Below are 16,067 nucleotides of genomic sequence, written 5' to 3'. Positions count from 1 at the left end.
CGGCGCCGTCCGGAGAAGGGGCTCACCCCCGACCTCTTAGTTATAGGTTAAGGTGATCACCCCGGTGGCGTTTGCCGAACCCGCGGTCACCGCGCTCCCCGTCTTGTAATAGTTAGTGGATAAGGCAAGCGTCTGCATGGCCGCGGCCCCGCCTGGGCTGTCGGGGTTGGTGAAATAGCTATAGCTGGCGTCCGCGCCGCTGTTGGTCACCGTCGTGCGGCTCGAAGTATAGAGGCTGATATCGGTATTTAACGGCAGCGCTTCGCCATCCATATTCAACTGAACTCCCACCCCGGTGGCAACATTCTCCTCTGCCGTTAAGGCTATCACCGTGTTGCCAGGGTTATCCCCACTCGCTTGCGCCGCCGCCACACGCATCGAAACGTTGGTTCCCGGCTCGCAGGCAAGGGTCAGGGACTGCCGCGCGTTCCCCACCTTCGTCGCGGTGTTGAACTCGCTGGCATTGATGCTGCCCATGGCAAAACTGAGATTATTGCTACCGACAATACACCCCATCGGGATCATCTGGATGCTGGTGGTGCCGCTGATGTGCAGCCGGGAAATGGAGAGCGTCGCCTTACTATCCTTCGCCGAAACCGTAGCCACCGGATCGCTGAACGATAATTGACTGTTGCTGGCGATAGCGCCGCCGGTGGCCACCAGCTGCAGCTGATATGCCGGGGTGTAATGGGTCGAGGCATAATAATCAAACAGGCCGGTGGGCTTACCGAGATAGTAATTCACATCGCCGATATAATGCACCTGCGAGTCGGGGCTGAAATCATCGGTATCACCGTCATATTCACCGCTGATATTGAGCCACACCTTGACGCGGAGGCCAATCCCCTGCACCGAGGTGGCATAGATATTATCCCCTATCAGCGCCCCGGCATTGTTCGAGGACCAGGCAAACACCGCGTAGGTGCTTCCCTCGCAGTTAATCAGCTCCGTTTGCGCGCGGGTAATTTTCCCCGAGTCATACAGCACGGTGCCCGCGGTGTAGCTCCCGGCGTTGACCAGAATCTTTTCCGGCAAGTTAGTCATCGAGACATCGCCATAGTTGGTTCCCGTGCAGGCCGCCCAGCTATAGAGGGGACACAGTACCAGCATGAACAAGAAGATCAGTTTTTTCATACCCATCCCTGTCGAAACGTTATTTGTAAGCCACATCGAACGTGGCGGTAAAGCCGACAATCCCCGGCCTTACCTGGCCATAGGGCGAAAACATGCGTGCTACCATATTGAAGATATGGACGTCGGCACGGTCACCAAAGGTATAAAGATACTGGTCGCCAGGCCCGAGGGGCTGCTGATCGGCAAGAGTGAGAAGTTGCATACCGACGCCGCTGGCCCCGTCGCTGCCTGTGCGGAAGTTTTTATAAACCGAGGTGTAAGTGTTATCGAATTTTGCTCCGCTAAATGCGATGGTTACCGCCGACGCATCGGCGGAACAACTGGAAAAGACCAGCTTAACCGGCACGCTGGCGCCGCTCGACCCGGCATTTCCGGAGAACGTCTGCGAGGAGACGGTGCCTAAATCGATACTGTTCGACGGTTCCACGGCCACCTCGCAGGAAGGCGCTTCGATGGTGCCCGTGACGTTAAAATTGACCGTGCTGCTGCCTTCATAAGCCAGCGCCGGAAGGGAGAGCAGCAAAAGGCTGGCCACCAGGATGCCCCTTGTGCTGCCGTCTCGCATATTCATATCAGCCCCTTCTTCCATGTTGAAAACCTGCATCCATTACCGGCATTCGGCCTGATAGAACAGAATATCGTCGCCAAGAGCCATGCTGGAGAAGTCGTAATGAACGGTGCACTGCTCACTGCTTTTCTCCCCCCAGCGCGCTAACAGCTGGCCTTTTTTCTGCAGCCCCGTGAGATACACCTGCCCCTCATCGCCGACAATATTGCTGCGCGCCGCGCTGGCGCGATCATTATCAAGTGTCACCAGCGCGCCGAAAGGCACCACACCGTTGCGAGTACGCAGGGTGAGCATCGCCTTATAGCCAATTCGGGTGTCATACTGCACTTTGACGATTGCATTGCGCGTTGGGACCACCGTTCTGGCGACGTTATCCACCTCGGCGCCAGCCATCTGCTGTTCATCCAGCGCCAGGCTGTTGCGATGGTAAGGGCGAACATACGGTACGACGGCATACCCGGCGGCATCCGTCGTCACGTTGGTCTGGCCCTGCACCCGCACATCGCTGACGCCGGGCGTTTCGATCAGTGCAGCACTCTCACCCAGAAAGCGCGACAGCGTGAGCCCGCCCGCGTGAGCAACCATGCCGCCGCGCAGCGAATAATTGTAGTGATTGCTGTAGTGGTCGTAGCCATAGCCGCCGGCGACATCGCCTTTTGCTCCCTGATAATTGACGCTGAGGTTGCCGGAGGTGCTCTTATCCTGGGTGTTGTAACCCTCCTGGAGACTCCAGTTGAGAGAGCGATCCTCGAACGCCGAGCCATTGAGCCCCACGCTGTGCGTGGTGTCGTTATGCCGACCATGGTTCAAGGTGTAATTCGCCGAGAGCGTCTCGCCAAGCGGGATGCTTAGCGTCAGGGAGACGATGGTATCGCTGGCCGGCCGGTTATTGCCGCTGTCATCGGTGCTTTGCACATTGCGGTTATAGGAATAGTTAATAAAGTAGGAGGCCCTGCCAATCGACCCGCTATAGCCCACGCCTACCGACTCCATGCGCGAGCTGTCCCAATAGGTTTCATTGACCAGAGAAAGCGAGAGCGAACCATAGCCGAACAGCGTCTGCGACAGCGAAGCGTCAAACCGGCCTTTCGTTCTGCCGCTCTGCGTACAGCAGTCGCGCTGCGTGGAGGCGTTATCGACAAAATCCTGAAACGAATAGTATCCCGCGGTGGAGTAGCGATAGCCGGCCACGGAAAAGCTGGTGCCCGTCTGCAGAAAGCTTTTGCTGAAGCGGACGCGATACGATTGCCCCTGTTCTTTGCGGGTTGACGAGGCCGTATCGCTGGTTTTCACGTCGGCCCACGACTGAGAGCCGTCAAACGACAGCGCGCCGATGGTGCCAAGGTTAAAGCCAGCGCCTAACAGCAGGTTGGTGTATTTATCTTCCGCCTGCTGAAAGCCGGTATAGAGAGTAAAGTTACTGGTGGCGCCATAGGCCAGGGAAGACTGAATAAAGTTGTATTCTTTATCGTCGGAGCTGCCTGAGCGCGTCCTGCCGCTGCTCAGCGCATAGTCCAGCTGGCCCTCGCGCTGCAGGACCGCCAGCGAGGCAAAAGGCACCACAAAGTTTTGCTCGCTGCCGTCAGACTCTTTAACGGTGACGTACAGATCGCCGGCGCTGCCGGTGGCATACAGATCGTTAATCTCAAAGGCGCCGGGAGCGACGGTGGTTTTATAAATGCTGTAACCATTCTGATAAACCGAGACCTCCGCGGTGGTGCGCGCGATCCCTCGAATCGTCGGCGCAAAGCCATGCAGGCTATCCGGCAGCATCTCTTTGTCCGAACTGAGCTGCAGGCCGGTAAAGCTCACACTGTCGAAGATGCCGGAAGAGGTATAGGTATTACCGACCACCAGTTGACTGCGCAGGGTGTGAATATCGCGGGCAAGGTACGAGTAAACCGACTCCCAGCGGCTGCTGTTGTCGCTGTGGCTATAGGTGCTGTAGTTGCGCAGACGCCATGGCCCCAGATTCACCCCAGGCTGCAGGCTAACAAACTGGCTGTCTACGGTCGCGCCATTATGCCGCGGCGCATTGTGCTGCCCGGTGACACTATAGTTGAGAAGACCGGCGTTGATCCCCTGCTGCCACTGGCTCTCCGGTATATAGTCTCTTGGGCGATTCAGCATCGCGGCCTGCGGAACGGTAAAATCGATTCGCTGTTGGGCAAGAGACACCGAAAATGTCATCCCGGGGATCGCCGTCAGCCGGGCACAGGTTTCCCCTGCCGCGAACAGCTGGGGATAGGCGGTGGTATTAATCAACCACGAATTCAGATACTCCGCGGAAAGACAGGGAGAAGCGGTCGCGCCTGCGTCATGGCCAATTTCCTGAAAGGTCAGCGATTCTGAACTGACATACTTATCATTGATGTAAACATCCAGATGATAGGTGCCCGGCGGTACGCCATCTTGCGAAAAATAGGACAGATCCACCGAAGCCGCAGGATCCTCGGCGACTTCGAGTAAATTCGGGTTGAAATATTCACCGGCCTCAGCGCGAGAAGACAAGGTACTCAGGCACAAAACAATAGCGACGCAGATACTTTTGGTTGAAAACAGTAGCTCAACGCTACTGAATGATAGCGGTATATTTCTTCCCTGACATACCATAATCATTAATCACGCTCCATGTGATCTCTTTTTTCCCTGTCGCGGACAAGGTACTCTGCACGGGTATTTTTAAAGTAGAAAATGGGGCAGCAAACCATGCGCCAGAAATATTTTTCCCGTTAAGACTAACCTGGGAAAAATTCATATACAGCGGTGAGTTATTTTTTACCGTCACCGAGTCCCCCGCTTTTCCCCACTGTAATTTTTCGGCATACGATTCCGGTGTATTGCCTTTTAACGCGGCAGGTCGATAAATCAATTTTATTTTCGAGTTGATGGCAAACTGCACCACATTTTTATCCGGGACATATTCCGTTGCCGGGATCCCTTTGATATTGAGCCAAAACATCGACTCGCGATCGTCGGGTAATTTTTTTCCTGAGCGGACAACGCGCACGAATCCTTTCTCTCCGGCTTTGAGACGGAACAGCGGCGGCGTAATAATAAACGCGTCTTTGGCTGGCGACGCGGCATCCACCACCGAGAGCCAGGACTGGACGATATTGCTGCTCTGATCTTTATTCTCAACCGTGATGACGGCGTTGTTTTTCGCACCATCAAACACCAGACGCGTGCCGCCCACGACCACGCTGGCTTGCGCAATAGAGGAAGACAGCAAAAAACCGACCACAAAAAAAGGATATCTCATACGTTTAATTAAAGGGGAATAGCAGACGATTCCCCTTTCTCCATTCAACAAAACGCCGAATTAATAATAAGTCACGTTATAAGTCACAGTTGTCTGAACGGTACCTTTCGTCGGATCGGTATCACCCGACTTCACCATTTTAACGGTGAATGGAATGGTTGCGGCACCGGAAGAAATATCGACATCCGAACCCTCTTCATTATTCTTCATCACCTTACCCGCTTCGTCGAAAAGGGCCACAGCAACACCGGTTGCCGGCTCATCAGTCGCCTGGTTTTTAAAATAATCGCTGTTCGCGGTATCGGAAACACCGCCAAAAGTGACGCGAGCGATGCTGTTGCCACCGTCTTCCGCGGTCGGGCAATCGGCTAAGCTAAAGGAGAAGTTCTTGGCAGCGCCGAAGGTATACGCTTTCAGATCCGCCACTGAGGTGGTGCCCATATCAATAGCCATTACGCCTCCGTCAATAGTCGCCGTACAGGTCGTATCGGAAACAACACCATTAAAAGTAATGGTGTTATCGGCCTGAGCAACGGTAGACAGCACGCTGCAGGCAGAGAAAATCAGGGCACCCGCCAGAATTTTTTTACTCATCTTCATATTTATTCCCATATCCATTATAAACGACAATCAGTCCGTCAATTGTTTTATGCAGATATATTAGAGAATGAATTTGCATCCGCGCGGCGTCACATACACATTTACGTGACATATGATTTATGATAATTAATATTATACATAAATAAACGACCAGCATTTGAATCCATTCAATAATACAAGCCCGCGTAAAAAGAATAACGAACAGAGGGTAAAAGCTCAATTATTAATGTAAAAATTGATTTTTAAACAAATCGCCTTAAAAAATGAGAAAAATAAGATGAAGTTCCTTTGAAATCATAGCGATACAAACTTATAAAATTCTTAGAGATAATAAAAAGCCTATACATCATTCGCAATATAATTAGATCAGCATTGATTATGAAATATTTAGTTACAAAGAGAGGATGGTAATAAGAATTGCCTTAATCTTTTCTGATGACCAATAACCGGCATAAACAAAAAGGGGCGAAAATAGTTCACAACTATTCCGCCCCTCAATATTTCATAACAACCGGTTACACGAGAACGCTAAAACAGCAGCCAGCGCACTAACGGCGCCGCCAGCACCACCACTACGCCAGACAGCATCATCACCAGGCTGGCCACCACGCCCTCCTGCTGGCCCAGCTCATAGGAGCGCGCCGTCCCGGCACCATGGGAAGCCGCGCCAAACCCGGCTCCTTTCGCCATCCCTTCCCGGATAGCCAGGCGTAAAAACAGCATATCCCCCACCGCCATGCCAAAGACGCCGGTGATCACCACAAACAGCGCCACCAGATCGGGCTGACCACCGAGCGGTTTCGCCGCCGCCAGCGCAAAGGGCGTGGTCACCGAGCGCACCGCCAGGCTGCGCTGGATTTCATCAGACAACATCAATCCGCGCGCCAGCCATACGGAGCTGGTCACCGCCACCACCACCGCCGTTACCACCCCGGCGCTGAGCGACATCCAGTGGCGTTTGATCACCGCGACATTTTCATAGACCGGGACGGCAAAGGCGATGGTGGCGGGGCCCAGCAGCCACAGCAGCCAGTGGGTCTCTCCCATATAGCTCTGATAAGAGATATGGCCCAGCACCAGGATCAGCACCAGCAGGATCGGCGTGAACACCAGCGGCATCAGCGGCAGTTTATGAAAACGGCGATACAGTTTTTTATTGGCGTAATAGAGACCCAGCGTCGCCACCAGACACAGGACGCTCAGCATGACATCATTCATTTTTTTAGCCGGCTCACTTCGTAACGATAGACCTTGTCAACGACCCAGGCGGTGGCGCCGAGCACCATCAGCGTGCTTAAGGCAATCACCAGGAAAATCCGCCAGCCATCAACCATCAGCAGCTGGGTATAATTGACCACCGCGACCACCGCCGGGACGAAAAACAGCAGCATCTCCGCCAGCAACCAGCGGGCGCCGGCGCGAACCCAGTTCAAGGGGATCACCCGGCAGACGATCAGCAGCAGGAGCATCACCATGCCGACCAGGTTAGCCGGCAGGGGTACCTGCCACCTGTTCACCAGATATTGCGCAAAAATAAATAACCCGACATAAAGAAGCACCTGCAGCGGGATTTGAAGACGCTGCGCCACGGCGGGGGCAACGCGAGCTGGCGCGAAGGCCATGAGCGATATTCCTGAAAAAAAGAAGTCAGGGGTGCAGTATAGAGAGCCGCAGAAGCGGACAGAAATGAATTAAAATCATCGCAGGTATAGTCTCAGGGAATAATTATGGATATCCGAACGCTGCGCTATTTCGTTGAAGTGGTTCGTCAGCAGAGTTTTACTCGCGCGGCGGAAAAGCTGTTCGTCACACAGCCCACCATCAGCAAGATGCTCAAAAATCTCGAAGATGAACTGAACTGCACGCTGTTGATCCGCGATGGCCGTAAACTGCTGCTCACCGATACCGGGCGCGTTGTTTTTGAACGCGGCCAGGCGATCCTTGGCGAGTTCAGCCAGCTGGAGTCAGAACTGAGCGATATCAACCACCTGCATAAAGGGGTGCTGCGGCTTGGCATTCCACCGATGGTCGGAATGCTGATGGCGGAGCCGATCAGCCGCTTCCGCGAGCGCTACCCGGGCGTCGAGCTGAAAATCGCCGAGTTTGGCGGCCTGACGGTCCAGCAGGCGGTCAGCAACGGCGAGCTCGATATGGCGATGACCGCCCTGCCCATCGAAGAGGGTAGCCACCTCACCACCCTGCCGTTGTTCAACCACCCGCTGTGCGTCCTGACGCCAAGAACCGCGCCGTGGGAGGGCGTGACCTCGCTCTCGCCGGCCGAGCTGGCGGCATATCCGCTGGTCATCTACAACGAAGAATTTGCCCTCAGCCAGCAGCTGATGCGCCTGTTTACCGAGCATGACGTAAAGCCGCGTATCGCGGTGCGCAGCGGCCAGTGGGATTTTCTCGCCGCGATGGTGCAGGCCGGCATTGGCGTGGCGATCCTGCCCGAGCCGATTTGCCAGCGTCTCGACCCGCAGAACTTTTGCTGGATCCCATTGCAAAGCGAGCTGCGCTGGGAGCTGGGGATGATTTGGCGGGAGGGCGTGTATATGTCGCGCAGCGCTGAGGCCTGGCTGGCGTGCAGTAAAGCGTTCTGGCTGGAATAATTCCCTGGTGACAACGCGTTTCGCAGAGGAATGGGTAGCCCGGGTCAGGCGCTTGCGCCGCTGCCCGGGTTTCCCCCGGTCGCGCTAACGCTTACCGGGGCGACACATTTACTGCAGTCTCGCCAGTAGCCCGAATAAGCGTCGCGCTATCCGGATTACAGGTTATTGATCTTCGATTAACAGCGCTTCCAGCAGGTCGAGATCGTGCAGCAGCTTCTGCAGCGTCTCGTTACTGATCTGCCGGGTGGCGCGCAGATGATACAGCTCTCCGCGTTCAGAGCGCAGCGCCGCCAGGCGGAAGCGACGCTCCAGACTCTCCTCCAGCATAGAGGTTTCCACGTCGTTACGACCATCGACGCGGCGGCGCAGGTTACCGATCACCCGCGAACTGACTTCGGTCAGCAGCTGGTTATCGATATTCTCTTTGGTATCTGCCGCCAGCCGCTCTTCCATCTTCTGGATCGCCACAATCGCCACGTCTGCCGTCGCTGCGCGCGCCAGCCGTTCCTCTTTCCGCTGCTGCACGTTGTCACTGGATTCAATGTGGCGCAGCAGGATCGGCAGCGCTATCACCCCGACGAACAGCGAGAACAGGATCACCCCGGCGGCGAGGAAAATCAGCTCATAGCGCGCCGGGAAAACATTCCCGTCCGGCAGCAACAGCGGAATCGAGAGCACACCGGCGAGGGTAATCGCCCCGCGCACCCCGGCCACAGAGGAGATCAGCAGCTCGCGGGTGGTCCAGGAGCCAAACTCCATCGGTTTCTTCTTCAGGAAGCGCTGACTAAGCTTACGCATCGACCACAGCCAGCCAAAACGCACCAGCATCAGCGCGGCATAGATCAGGATGATGTCGGTAAACAGCATCCAGGTCTCGACGTTGGGGTCAGCTTCCGCCGCCACCAGCGAGCTGGAGAGGATATCCGGCAGCTGCAGGCCCAACAGCAGGAAGACCATGCCGTTGAAGACAAATTCCAGCATCGCCCAGGTGCTGTTGGCGCGCAGACGCATGGCCAACGGCGCGGTACGCATCACGCCGGAACGGGTGATGGTCATCCCCGCCGCCACCGCCGCCAGGATACCGGAGACACCGATATGTTCGGCAATCAGATAGGAGGCAAACGGCAGCAGGAACAGCAGGACAATCTGCGTGGCGGGTTCATCCCCGCCCCAGCGGCTGAGGAAACGCATCGAACGGCCATACGACCAGCTCACCACAAACCCGGCCAGCACGCCGCCGATCGCCACCTTCAGAAATTCTACGGTCGCGCCGCCAACGGTAAAGACCATAGTGCCCATCGCCACCGCGACGGCAAACTTGAGCGAAACCAGACCAGAGGCGTCGTTCATTAACGCCTCCCCCTGCAGAATGCCCATGATTTTTTTCGGTATCCGCCCTTCCCCGACGATGCCGGAGAGCGCCACGGCATCGGTCGGCGAGAGTACGGCCGCCAGCGCGAACGCCGGGATCAGCGGAATGCCAGGCACAATCCAGTAGATCAGAAAGCCGATGCCGACCACCGTCACGACCACCAGCGCCAGCGCCAGACCAAGGATCTCCCGCCCGTGTTCAATAAACTCACGGGTCGGCGTTTTCCAGCCGTCGGCGAACAGCAGCGGCGGGATAAACAGGACCAGAAACAGCTCTGGATCAAATTCAACGTGCAAACCGAAGGTCGGCCATGCCAGAAGCGCGCCAATGGCGATTTGCATCAGTGGGAGTGGAACCTGAAAGGGCAGTACACGCGTCACTACCCCGGACAGTGAGACCACGAGGGTCATGATGAGGATGGTAAAGAATATTTCCATGTGTTCCCTGTTTGCTGCGTTTTCTTTTATACCTGTGAGGCGTCGTGCCTGTGAATCATACGCTACCCAGATTAACGCAAATGGAAACAGGATGTGGCTTAAAAATAAAACGGGCGGCCTGAGCCGCCCGTGAGGAGCACGAAGGGTTTAAATCGCCCAACCGCCCGCGTAAAACGCCACCAGCGCCACGGCGATAATTACCGTACCGAGGTTCAGCTTGCGCCACTCGCCGGAGACCAGACGGCCAATCACCAGGGTAGCGAAACCGATCATGATGCCGGTCACGATGTTACAGGTCAGCACGATAAACACCGCGGTGATCAGGCCAGCCATCGCGTCAACGAAGTCGTTGAAATCGATTTTTGCCACGTTGCTCAGCATCAGCAGGCCGACGTACATCAGCGCCGGCGCGGTCGCGTAGGCCGGTACCAGATAAGAGAGCGGGGAGAGGAACAGGATCAGCAGGAACAGGACACCGACCGTCACCGCGGTCAGACCGGTTTTACCGCCAGCCGCGGTACCCGCCGCCGATTCGATATACACTGCCGCTGGCGCCGCGCCAACTAAACCGGAGAAGACGCTGCTCAGGGAGTCGGTGGTCAACGCTTTACCGCCGTTGATGATCTGTCCGTCTTTGTCCAGCAGGTTTGCCTGGCCGGCCACCGCGCGGATAGTACCGGTGGCGTCAAAGACCGCCGTCATCACCAGCGCCAGCACGCTGGGCAGCACGACCGGGTTCAGCGCGCCGATGATGTCGAGGCTGCCGATCAGCGAGTTGCCTTTATCATCGCTCAGGGATGGCATGGCGAAAATACCGGAGAAATGGACGTTCGGATCGAAAATCAGGCCCACAATCGACACGCCAATAATGGTCAGCAGAATACCGCCCGGCACCTTCATTTTTTCCAGACCAATGATCACCGCGAGGCCAATCAGCGACATCACCACCGGGAAGCTGGCAAATTTGCCCAGCGCCACCGGCAGACCGTCCAGCGGATTTTTGATCACCAGACCAACGCCGTTGGCGGCGATCAGCAGCAGGAACAGGCCAATCCCGATCCCGGTACCATGCGCCACGCCCTGCGGCAGGTTGCGCAAGATCCAGCTGCGGATGCCGGTCGCGGAAATCACCGTGAACAGGACACCCATCAGGAATACTGCGCCGAGGGCCACCGGAATACTGATCTGCTGCCCCAGCACCAGGCTAAAGGCGGTGAAGGCGGTCAACGAAATGGCGCAGCCGATAGCCATCGGCAGATTTGCCCATAACCCCATCACCAGCGAGCCAACGCCCGCCACCAGACAGGTCGAGACAAACACCGCGGCCGGCGGGAAGCCCGCTTTACCGAGCATGCCCGGCACCACGATGACGGAGTAAACCATCGCCAGAAAGGTAGTAAGACCTGCAACAATCTCCTGACGCACGGTGCTACCGCGCGCCGAAATTTTAAACCAGGCGTCTAATGAACCGCCGGTACGCGCTGAAGGCGTAGACATAGAAAACTTCCCCTGAAAATTTTTATTGTTCGTTGATATGCGTGGTGGACCCTCCACTGCCAGTTAAACGCGATCTCCTTGTACCGAATCGCAGCGCCAGGGGGGCTGCAAAAAAGCAAACGTTTAACTCCGCGCATACACTACGGTGTGTCAACCTTATCTCCTCCCCCTGGATAGCAGAAAAAAGAGGGAGCAAAACAGAAAGGCAAACGATTATCCGGCCTTTAGATAACCCTTTTCAACCGATGTTTATCGTATTTCGCTAAATTTCGCTTATGACGAGCAGAAAATAACCAGACGATGCGCAAACGTTATCGTCTATGCGCAATCCGCTAACAAATTTTTAGTGAGTTGCTTTCATTTGTCGGCGTCATCGGATCCGCTGATACCTCAGGCGCCGGGTAAGGTGAAGGGACCGCCGCGCTCGATGGCCCGCTGCCAGGCCGGACGCTGCTCCACCCGCTGTCGCCAGGCCTCAATATGGACAAGGTCATGCACGCCACCGCGCGCCAACAGCGCCATCACCGGGAAGCTCATCTGGATATCGGCCATACTTAGACGCTCGCCGGCAAACCATGGCCGCGTGGCAAGATGGTCGTCAATAAACCGCGCATGGGTGGCCAGCTGGGGATCCAGCCACGCTTTCTGAATGCCCTTGCCCAGCAGGGCGCCCAGCGAGCGGACGCCAAAGGGCACAGGGGGTTTACCCAGGCTGGCGAACACCAGCTTCATTAACAGCAGCGGCATCAGCGAGCCTTCGGCATAGTGCAGCCAGAAGCGGTACTGCAGTTTGTCCTCTATCGCCTGCGGCTTCAGCAGCCCGCCGCTGTCCCAGGTCTCCTGCAAATACTCGAGAATGGCCCCGGACTCCGCCAGCACATAGCCGTTGTCTTCCAGCACCGGCGATTTCCCCAACGGATGGATTTTCTTCAGCGCCGCCGGCGCCAGCATCGACTTTTCCCGCTGATAGCGGACTATCTGATAAGGCAGCTGCAGCTCTTCCAGTGCCCACAGTACGCGTTGCGATCGTGATTGATTAAGATGGTGTACCGTCAGCATGGGCCTCTCCCGTGGTTTGTTCAAATTAACTATAGGAACAGGCGCTCATTGCCGGGAAAATTTCGGCAAAATAGTAAGGAAAAAATGGCAGCAGCTGCCATAGTTAAAGTGTCGACGCAAACCGGAACCTCCATCAACAGATTGCGCAATACTGAGGGACGTCGATGTCGGGGGAAACCCTCTCGTGAACCAGCGAGATAATGCGAAAGACAAAGACCGGAAAACAACTAAAGCGCCCAGTTGTGGCGCTTTAGTTTTATTACTCCTCTTCCAGCAGCCGGGCGCCGGTCCCCTCTTCCCCCAGCTTATCGCCCGGGTTGCGCAGCGGGCAGTCGCGCCGTGATAAACAGCCGCAGCCGATACAGCCGTCGAGCTGGTCGCGCAACGCCGTCAGGGTATGAATACGCCGGTCCAGCTCCTCACGCCACTGCGATGACAGCATCTTCCACTCTTTTGCGCTGAGGTTGTGCCCTTCCGGCAGTACGCCAAACGCGTCGCCGATGGTCGCCAGCGGGATGCCGATGCGTTGCGCAATTTTGATAATCGCCACCGCGCGCAGGACATCGCGCCGGTAGCGCCGCTGGTTGCCGGCATTCCGCTGGCTATGGATCAGGCCTTTACTCTCATAAAAATGGAGAGCCGAGACCGCCACGCCGGTTCGTTTTGCCACTTCCCCGGGCGTCAGCAGCATTTTGATGCGGGGTGATTTCTTTTCCATAAAGCGCTTTACCTCAAGTTAACTTGAGGAATTATACTCGCCCGCAGACAAAACGACGAATCGAGAATTGAGAGAGGCCGCTTTATGTCCCATCAGGATATTATTCAAACACTGATTGAATGGATTGATGAACATATCGATCAACCACTTAACATTGATATAGTCGCCAGAAAGTCAGGATACTCGAAATGGTATCTGCAGCGGATGTTCCGTACCGTAATGCATCAGACGCTGGGTGATTATATTCGTCAGCGCCGCCTGCTGCTGGCGGCGGAAGCGTTGCGAACCACTCAGCGACCTATCTTTGATATCGCGATGGATCTGGGCTACGTCTCGCAGCAAACCTTCTCCCGGGTGTTCCGCCGCGAGTTCGACCGCACTCCCAGCGACTACCGCCATCAGATCTCCGCGTGACGCGGCGGCTGAGGCCTGCTTATGGGCGTGGGAGCATTCGCTAACCACTGCATAAACTCCCGCGCCGGCATGGCTTTCGCAAACAGCCAGCCCTGACAAAATTGCACGCCGCGCTTGTAGAGCCAGCTTACCTGCTCCGGGGTCTCCACCCCTTCCGCGATAGTTTTTAAACGCAGCCCGCGCGCCATCTCGATGATGTGCTCAGCGATCAGATGGCTGGTGTTGTTGGTGGTCAGCGTATCAACGAAGGTTTTATCGATTTTGAGGATATCGACATTCAGCGCGTGCAGATTATGCAGATTCGAGTAGCCGGTACCAAAATCATCGATCGCAATCTCATAGCCTGCTTCGCGGAACGCCTGGATCACCGGCGTCGTTTTCGCCACGTCGATAAACCCGCGCTCGGTCACTTCGATTTTGATCTGTCCGATGCAGACCGCATAGCTGTGCGCTTTCTCACTGATCTGGGAAATCAGCCGCGCCGAGTGGAAATCGGACGCAGAGAGATTGATCGCCACATACAGCTGCGGATGGCTGGCAAGAAACTCACCCATTTCATAAAACAGCTCGTCCACCACGTAGTCCGTGATCTGGGCAATCATGCCTTCATTTTCCGCCAGCGGGATAAACTCCGCCGGGTTCATCACCGGGCCATCAAACCCCGGCCATCGCAGTAGCGCCTCCGCCCCGACGCAGCGGTTATTTTTAATATCGATAATCGGCTGGTAGTGCAGCCGCAGCTGGCGGCAGCTCAGAGCCCGCTGTAGCATATTGCGCGGTGAGTGATACTGGCGGCGGGTTCGTGTCCACACCAGCACCAGTAAAATACTGCAAATGATCCCCAGCGGCAGCGTCAGGCTCGCCTGGTCACAGAAGTTGTGGTAGTAGCTGGCCCGGGAGGTGGACATGATGACCGCGATCGGCCGGATAGCGGAGCGGGCTATCGTATACACCCGACCATTCTGATTAAAAAAAGCATCACCTTCGCGAATTAACGCCTGGAGTTCGGCGGGCTCAACATTATTACTCAGCGAGAAAAAGAGGTTGGTTTTAGTATCGAAAACGCCATAGGCTAAATCGCGGTCGCTGGCAATCACCGAGCTGAACGAGTAGGGGTTGACCACCACCACATAGGGCCCCTTCTGCATATAATTCATGGCAAAGCCCGGGTAAAACGGCGTATCCCGATAGTAGTAAATCGCCACATCCGGCTTTTTGGTGTAATTCGCCGCGGGCATCCGCCAGCCGGTCTCGGGATGAGCGGACGTTGAACAGATAAAGCGCTGACCGTTGGCGTAGATCAGATCTTCTACATACAGCAGACCGCGAACAATATGCAGTAAATAACGCTGGTGCTCCGCTGAGCATAGCTCACCACGATACTGGCTGGCTTTAAACCGCGCCTGATCCGCTTCCCGGATGACCATTTCTGTTTTTTGCAGCGCCAGCTGCGAAAATGAGTGCAATTGATCAATGGTTTCGGCTTTGGCCCGCAGCTGGGCAAACCACAATGCCAACATCACCGGCAATAAAATAACCAGCCCCATTCCGACAAGTCTGAGCGCCTTATGCGGCGCACTGTCAGCCATTTACGCTTTCATCCATGCGATATGCCTTAATTAAGGTAGCCCGAACACGTTAGCAATCGCGACTGCGATAGACATCAGCAGATATCTGCCAGCCCTTCAGGGCGTCAGCTTTTCAGCTGGTGGTGTTGAATAATACTTATTTATCAGGTATTCGAAAGATATTCTCGTCAGATTAAGAATAGACGCGCATCTGACTCGGTTTCTCCGTGTAATAAACAGGAACTGGTAATAAAACCCGCAGAATAATAATCATTAGCAAGAGAATGAAAATAAGATCATCGGGTTTTGCTTACCTATATCCACACAAAATCAAAGCTTATTAAGCGCAGCGAAAGCTCATTTTTTGGCTGGCGAATAAAGCACCAAGTGTGATATAGTTCACACAAGTTGATGAAACAGAAATGACGTTTCATCACTCTCTAGTTTGCCAGTCGAGACCAGAGCGCTATGCCATCGTCAGTCGCGCCAGGTCATCCATGGCTCCCCGACTTTCTTTGAGGATAGGTTAATGGCTTCCATTACTACCAGTGTCGTTTTGTTGCGCTGGCCCCTGGTGAGCGCGGTACTGATGTTTCTCGCCAGCTCGTTGAATATCCAGTTACGGAAAAGCGATTATGCCGGTCTGGCAGTGATCTGCAGCTGCCTCGGCCTTGCCGCCGCCTGCTGGTTCGCCACCGGTTTGCTGGGCATCACCCTGATCGATATCGCAAAAATCTGGGGTAATATCAAAGATGTGATGATTGAGGTCATGAGTCAGACGCCGCCAGAATGGCCAATGATGATGACCTGAGGTTAAAAAGCTTCCCAC

General features: G+C 55.4%; 15 protein-coding genes. 3 read left to right on the top strand and 12 right to left on the bottom strand.

Features of this window, described 5'->3' with window-relative positions; genetic code table 11:
- Nucleotides 1-36: 36 nt before the first annotated feature.
- From N438_RS25065 to N438_RS25035, 7 genes are all read right to left on the bottom strand, one after another.
- The gene (locus N438_RS25065) at nucleotides 37-1,134 is read right to left on the bottom strand and encodes a type 1 fimbrial protein (protein WP_023296901.1); all 1,098 of its coding nucleotides are present in this window, start codon (nucleotides 1,132-1,134) and stop codon (nucleotides 37-39) included.
- Between the two features lie 19 nt (nucleotides 1,135-1,153).
- Entirely contained in the window at nucleotides 1,154-1,705 is a 552-nt protein-coding gene (locus N438_RS25060) for a fimbrial protein (RefSeq protein ID WP_044613841.1), read from the bottom strand.
- A gap of 36 nt (nucleotides 1,706-1,741) precedes the next feature.
- Complete coding sequence (locus tag N438_RS25055; protein ID WP_023296900.1) at nucleotides 1,742-4,321, bottom strand: fimbria/pilus outer membrane usher protein; 2,580 nt, start codon at nucleotides 4,319-4,321, stop codon at nucleotides 1,742-1,744.
- The gene (locus N438_RS25050) at nucleotides 4,275-4,964 is read right to left on the bottom strand and encodes a fimbrial assembly chaperone (protein WP_032691118.1); all 690 of its coding nucleotides are present in this window, start codon (nucleotides 4,962-4,964) and stop codon (nucleotides 4,275-4,277) included. Before N438_RS25050 ends, N438_RS25055 begins: the two co-directional genes overlap by 47 nt.
- Before the next feature lie 60 nt (nucleotides 4,965-5,024).
- On the bottom strand, nucleotides 5,025-5,582 hold the full coding sequence (locus N438_RS25045) for a fimbrial protein (protein WP_165818820.1): 558 nt from the start codon (nucleotides 5,580-5,582) through the stop codon (nucleotides 5,025-5,027).
- A 510-nt stretch (nucleotides 5,583-6,092) separates the two neighbouring features.
- Nucleotides 6,093-6,782: an LrgB family protein gene (locus N438_RS25040; protein ID WP_012969151.1), complete on the bottom strand. Its 690-nt coding sequence runs from the start codon at nucleotides 6,780-6,782 to the stop codon at nucleotides 6,093-6,095.
- Complete coding sequence (locus N438_RS25035) at nucleotides 6,779-7,186, bottom strand: CidA/LrgA family protein (protein ID WP_072125057.1); 408 nt, start codon at nucleotides 7,184-7,186, stop codon at nucleotides 6,779-6,781. Before N438_RS25035 ends, N438_RS25040 begins: the two co-directional genes overlap by 4 nt.
- Before the next feature lie 105 nt (nucleotides 7,187-7,291).
- Between N438_RS25035 and N438_RS25030 the strand changes: the two genes are divergently transcribed.
- Nucleotides 7,292-8,173 (top strand): LysR family transcriptional regulator, encoded by an 882-nt coding sequence (locus N438_RS25030; RefSeq protein ID WP_008807271.1) that lies wholly within the window; start codon nucleotides 7,292-7,294, stop codon nucleotides 8,171-8,173.
- Between the two features lie 162 nt (nucleotides 8,174-8,335).
- Here the strand turns inward: N438_RS25030 and N438_RS25025 are convergent, their stop codons facing one another.
- The 4 genes from N438_RS25025 to soxR form a co-directional block, all read right to left on the bottom strand.
- A complete protein-coding gene (locus N438_RS25025) occupies nucleotides 8,336-9,982 on the bottom strand; it encodes a Na+/H+ antiporter (protein WP_012543172.1) in 1,647 nt (548 codons plus the stop codon).
- 147 nt (nucleotides 9,983-10,129) lie between these two features.
- Nucleotides 10,130-11,479 (bottom strand): NCS2 family permease, encoded by a 1,350-nt coding sequence (locus tag N438_RS25020; RefSeq protein WP_008807272.1) that lies wholly within the window; start codon nucleotides 11,477-11,479, stop codon nucleotides 10,130-10,132.
- Between the two features lie 390 nt (nucleotides 11,480-11,869).
- The gene (locus N438_RS25015) at nucleotides 11,870-12,538 is read right to left on the bottom strand and encodes a glutathione S-transferase (protein ID WP_116696572.1); all 669 of its coding nucleotides are present in this window, start codon (nucleotides 12,536-12,538) and stop codon (nucleotides 11,870-11,872) included.
- Nucleotides 12,539-12,797: 259 nt separating this feature from the next.
- A complete protein-coding gene (soxR, locus tag N438_RS25005) occupies nucleotides 12,798-13,256 on the bottom strand; it encodes a redox-sensitive transcriptional activator SoxR (RefSeq protein WP_004206331.1) in 459 nt (152 codons plus the stop codon).
- Nucleotides 13,257-13,340: 84 nt separating this feature from the next.
- Here soxR and soxS point away from each other — a divergent pair, with 84 nt between their 5' ends.
- Nucleotides 13,341-13,670: a superoxide response transcriptional regulator SoxS gene (gene soxS, locus N438_RS25000; protein WP_004151738.1), complete on the top strand. Its 330-nt coding sequence runs from the start codon at nucleotides 13,341-13,343 to the stop codon at nucleotides 13,668-13,670.
- On the opposite strand, the gene N438_RS24995 is transcribed toward soxS, so the two are convergent.
- Complete coding sequence (locus tag N438_RS24995) at nucleotides 13,655-15,259, bottom strand: EAL domain-containing protein (RefSeq protein WP_008807274.1); 1,605 nt, start codon at nucleotides 15,257-15,259, stop codon at nucleotides 13,655-13,657. The two genes, soxS and N438_RS24995, sit on opposite strands and share 16 nt — an antisense overlap.
- 508 nt (nucleotides 15,260-15,767) lie before the next feature.
- Between N438_RS24995 and N438_RS24990 the strand changes: the two genes are divergently transcribed.
- The gene (locus N438_RS24990) at nucleotides 15,768-16,049 is read left to right on the top strand and encodes a YjcB family protein (RefSeq protein WP_008807275.1); all 282 of its coding nucleotides are present in this window, start codon (nucleotides 15,768-15,770) and stop codon (nucleotides 16,047-16,049) included.
- The last annotated feature ends 18 nt before the right edge of the window (nucleotides 16,050-16,067 follow it).

Origin of the sequence: Klebsiella sp. GL120222-02 (genome assembly GCF_003097195.1) — a bacterium.
Lineage (GTDB): Bacteria > Pseudomonadota > Gammaproteobacteria > Enterobacterales > Enterobacteriaceae > Klebsiella > Klebsiella variicola.
This window is presented reverse-complemented; position numbering and strand designations above follow the sequence as displayed.

Coding starts and splice junctions, on each gene's coding strand:
- N438_RS25065 (WP_023296901.1), bottom strand. CDS start 1,134: ATGAAAAAACTGATCTTCTTGTTCATGCTGGTACTGTGTCCCCTCTAT.
- N438_RS25060 (WP_044613841.1), bottom strand. CDS start 1,705: ATGAATATGCGAGACGGCAGCACAAGGGGCATCCTGGTGGCCAGCCTT.
- N438_RS25055 (WP_023296900.1), bottom strand. CDS start 4,321: ATGATTATGGTATGTCAGGGAAGAAATATACCGCTATCATTCAGTAGC.
- N438_RS25050 (WP_032691118.1), bottom strand. CDS start 4,964: ATGAGATATCCTTTTTTTGTGGTCGGTTTTTTGCTGTCTTCCTCTATT.
- N438_RS25045 (WP_165818820.1), bottom strand. CDS start 5,582: ATGGATATGGGAATAAATATGAAGATGAGTAAAAAAATTCTGGCGGGT.
- N438_RS25040 (WP_012969151.1), bottom strand. CDS start 6,782: ATGAATGATGTCATGCTGAGCGTCCTGTGTCTGGTGGCGACGCTGGGT.
- N438_RS25035 (WP_072125057.1), bottom strand. CDS start 7,186: ATGGCCTTCGCGCCAGCTCGCGTTGCCCCCGCCGTGGCGCAGCGTCTT.
- N438_RS25030 (WP_008807271.1), top strand. CDS start 7,292: ATGGATATCCGAACGCTGCGCTATTTCGTTGAAGTGGTTCGTCAGCAG.
- N438_RS25025 (WP_012543172.1), bottom strand. CDS start 9,982: ATGGAAATATTCTTTACCATCCTCATCATGACCCTCGTGGTCTCACTG.
- N438_RS25020 (WP_008807272.1), bottom strand. CDS start 11,479: ATGTCTACGCCTTCAGCGCGTACCGGCGGTTCATTAGACGCCTGGTTT.
- N438_RS25015 (WP_116696572.1), bottom strand. CDS start 12,538: ATGCTGACGGTACACCATCTTAATCAATCACGATCGCAACGCGTACTG.
- soxR (WP_004206331.1), bottom strand. CDS start 13,256: ATGGAAAAGAAATCACCCCGCATCAAAATGCTGCTGACGCCCGGGGAA.
- soxS (WP_004151738.1), top strand. CDS start 13,341: ATGTCCCATCAGGATATTATTCAAACACTGATTGAATGGATTGATGAA.
- N438_RS24995 (WP_008807274.1), bottom strand. CDS start 15,259: ATGGCTGACAGTGCGCCGCATAAGGCGCTCAGACTTGTCGGAATGGGG.
- N438_RS24990 (WP_008807275.1), top strand. CDS start 15,768: ATGGCTTCCATTACTACCAGTGTCGTTTTGTTGCGCTGGCCCCTGGTG.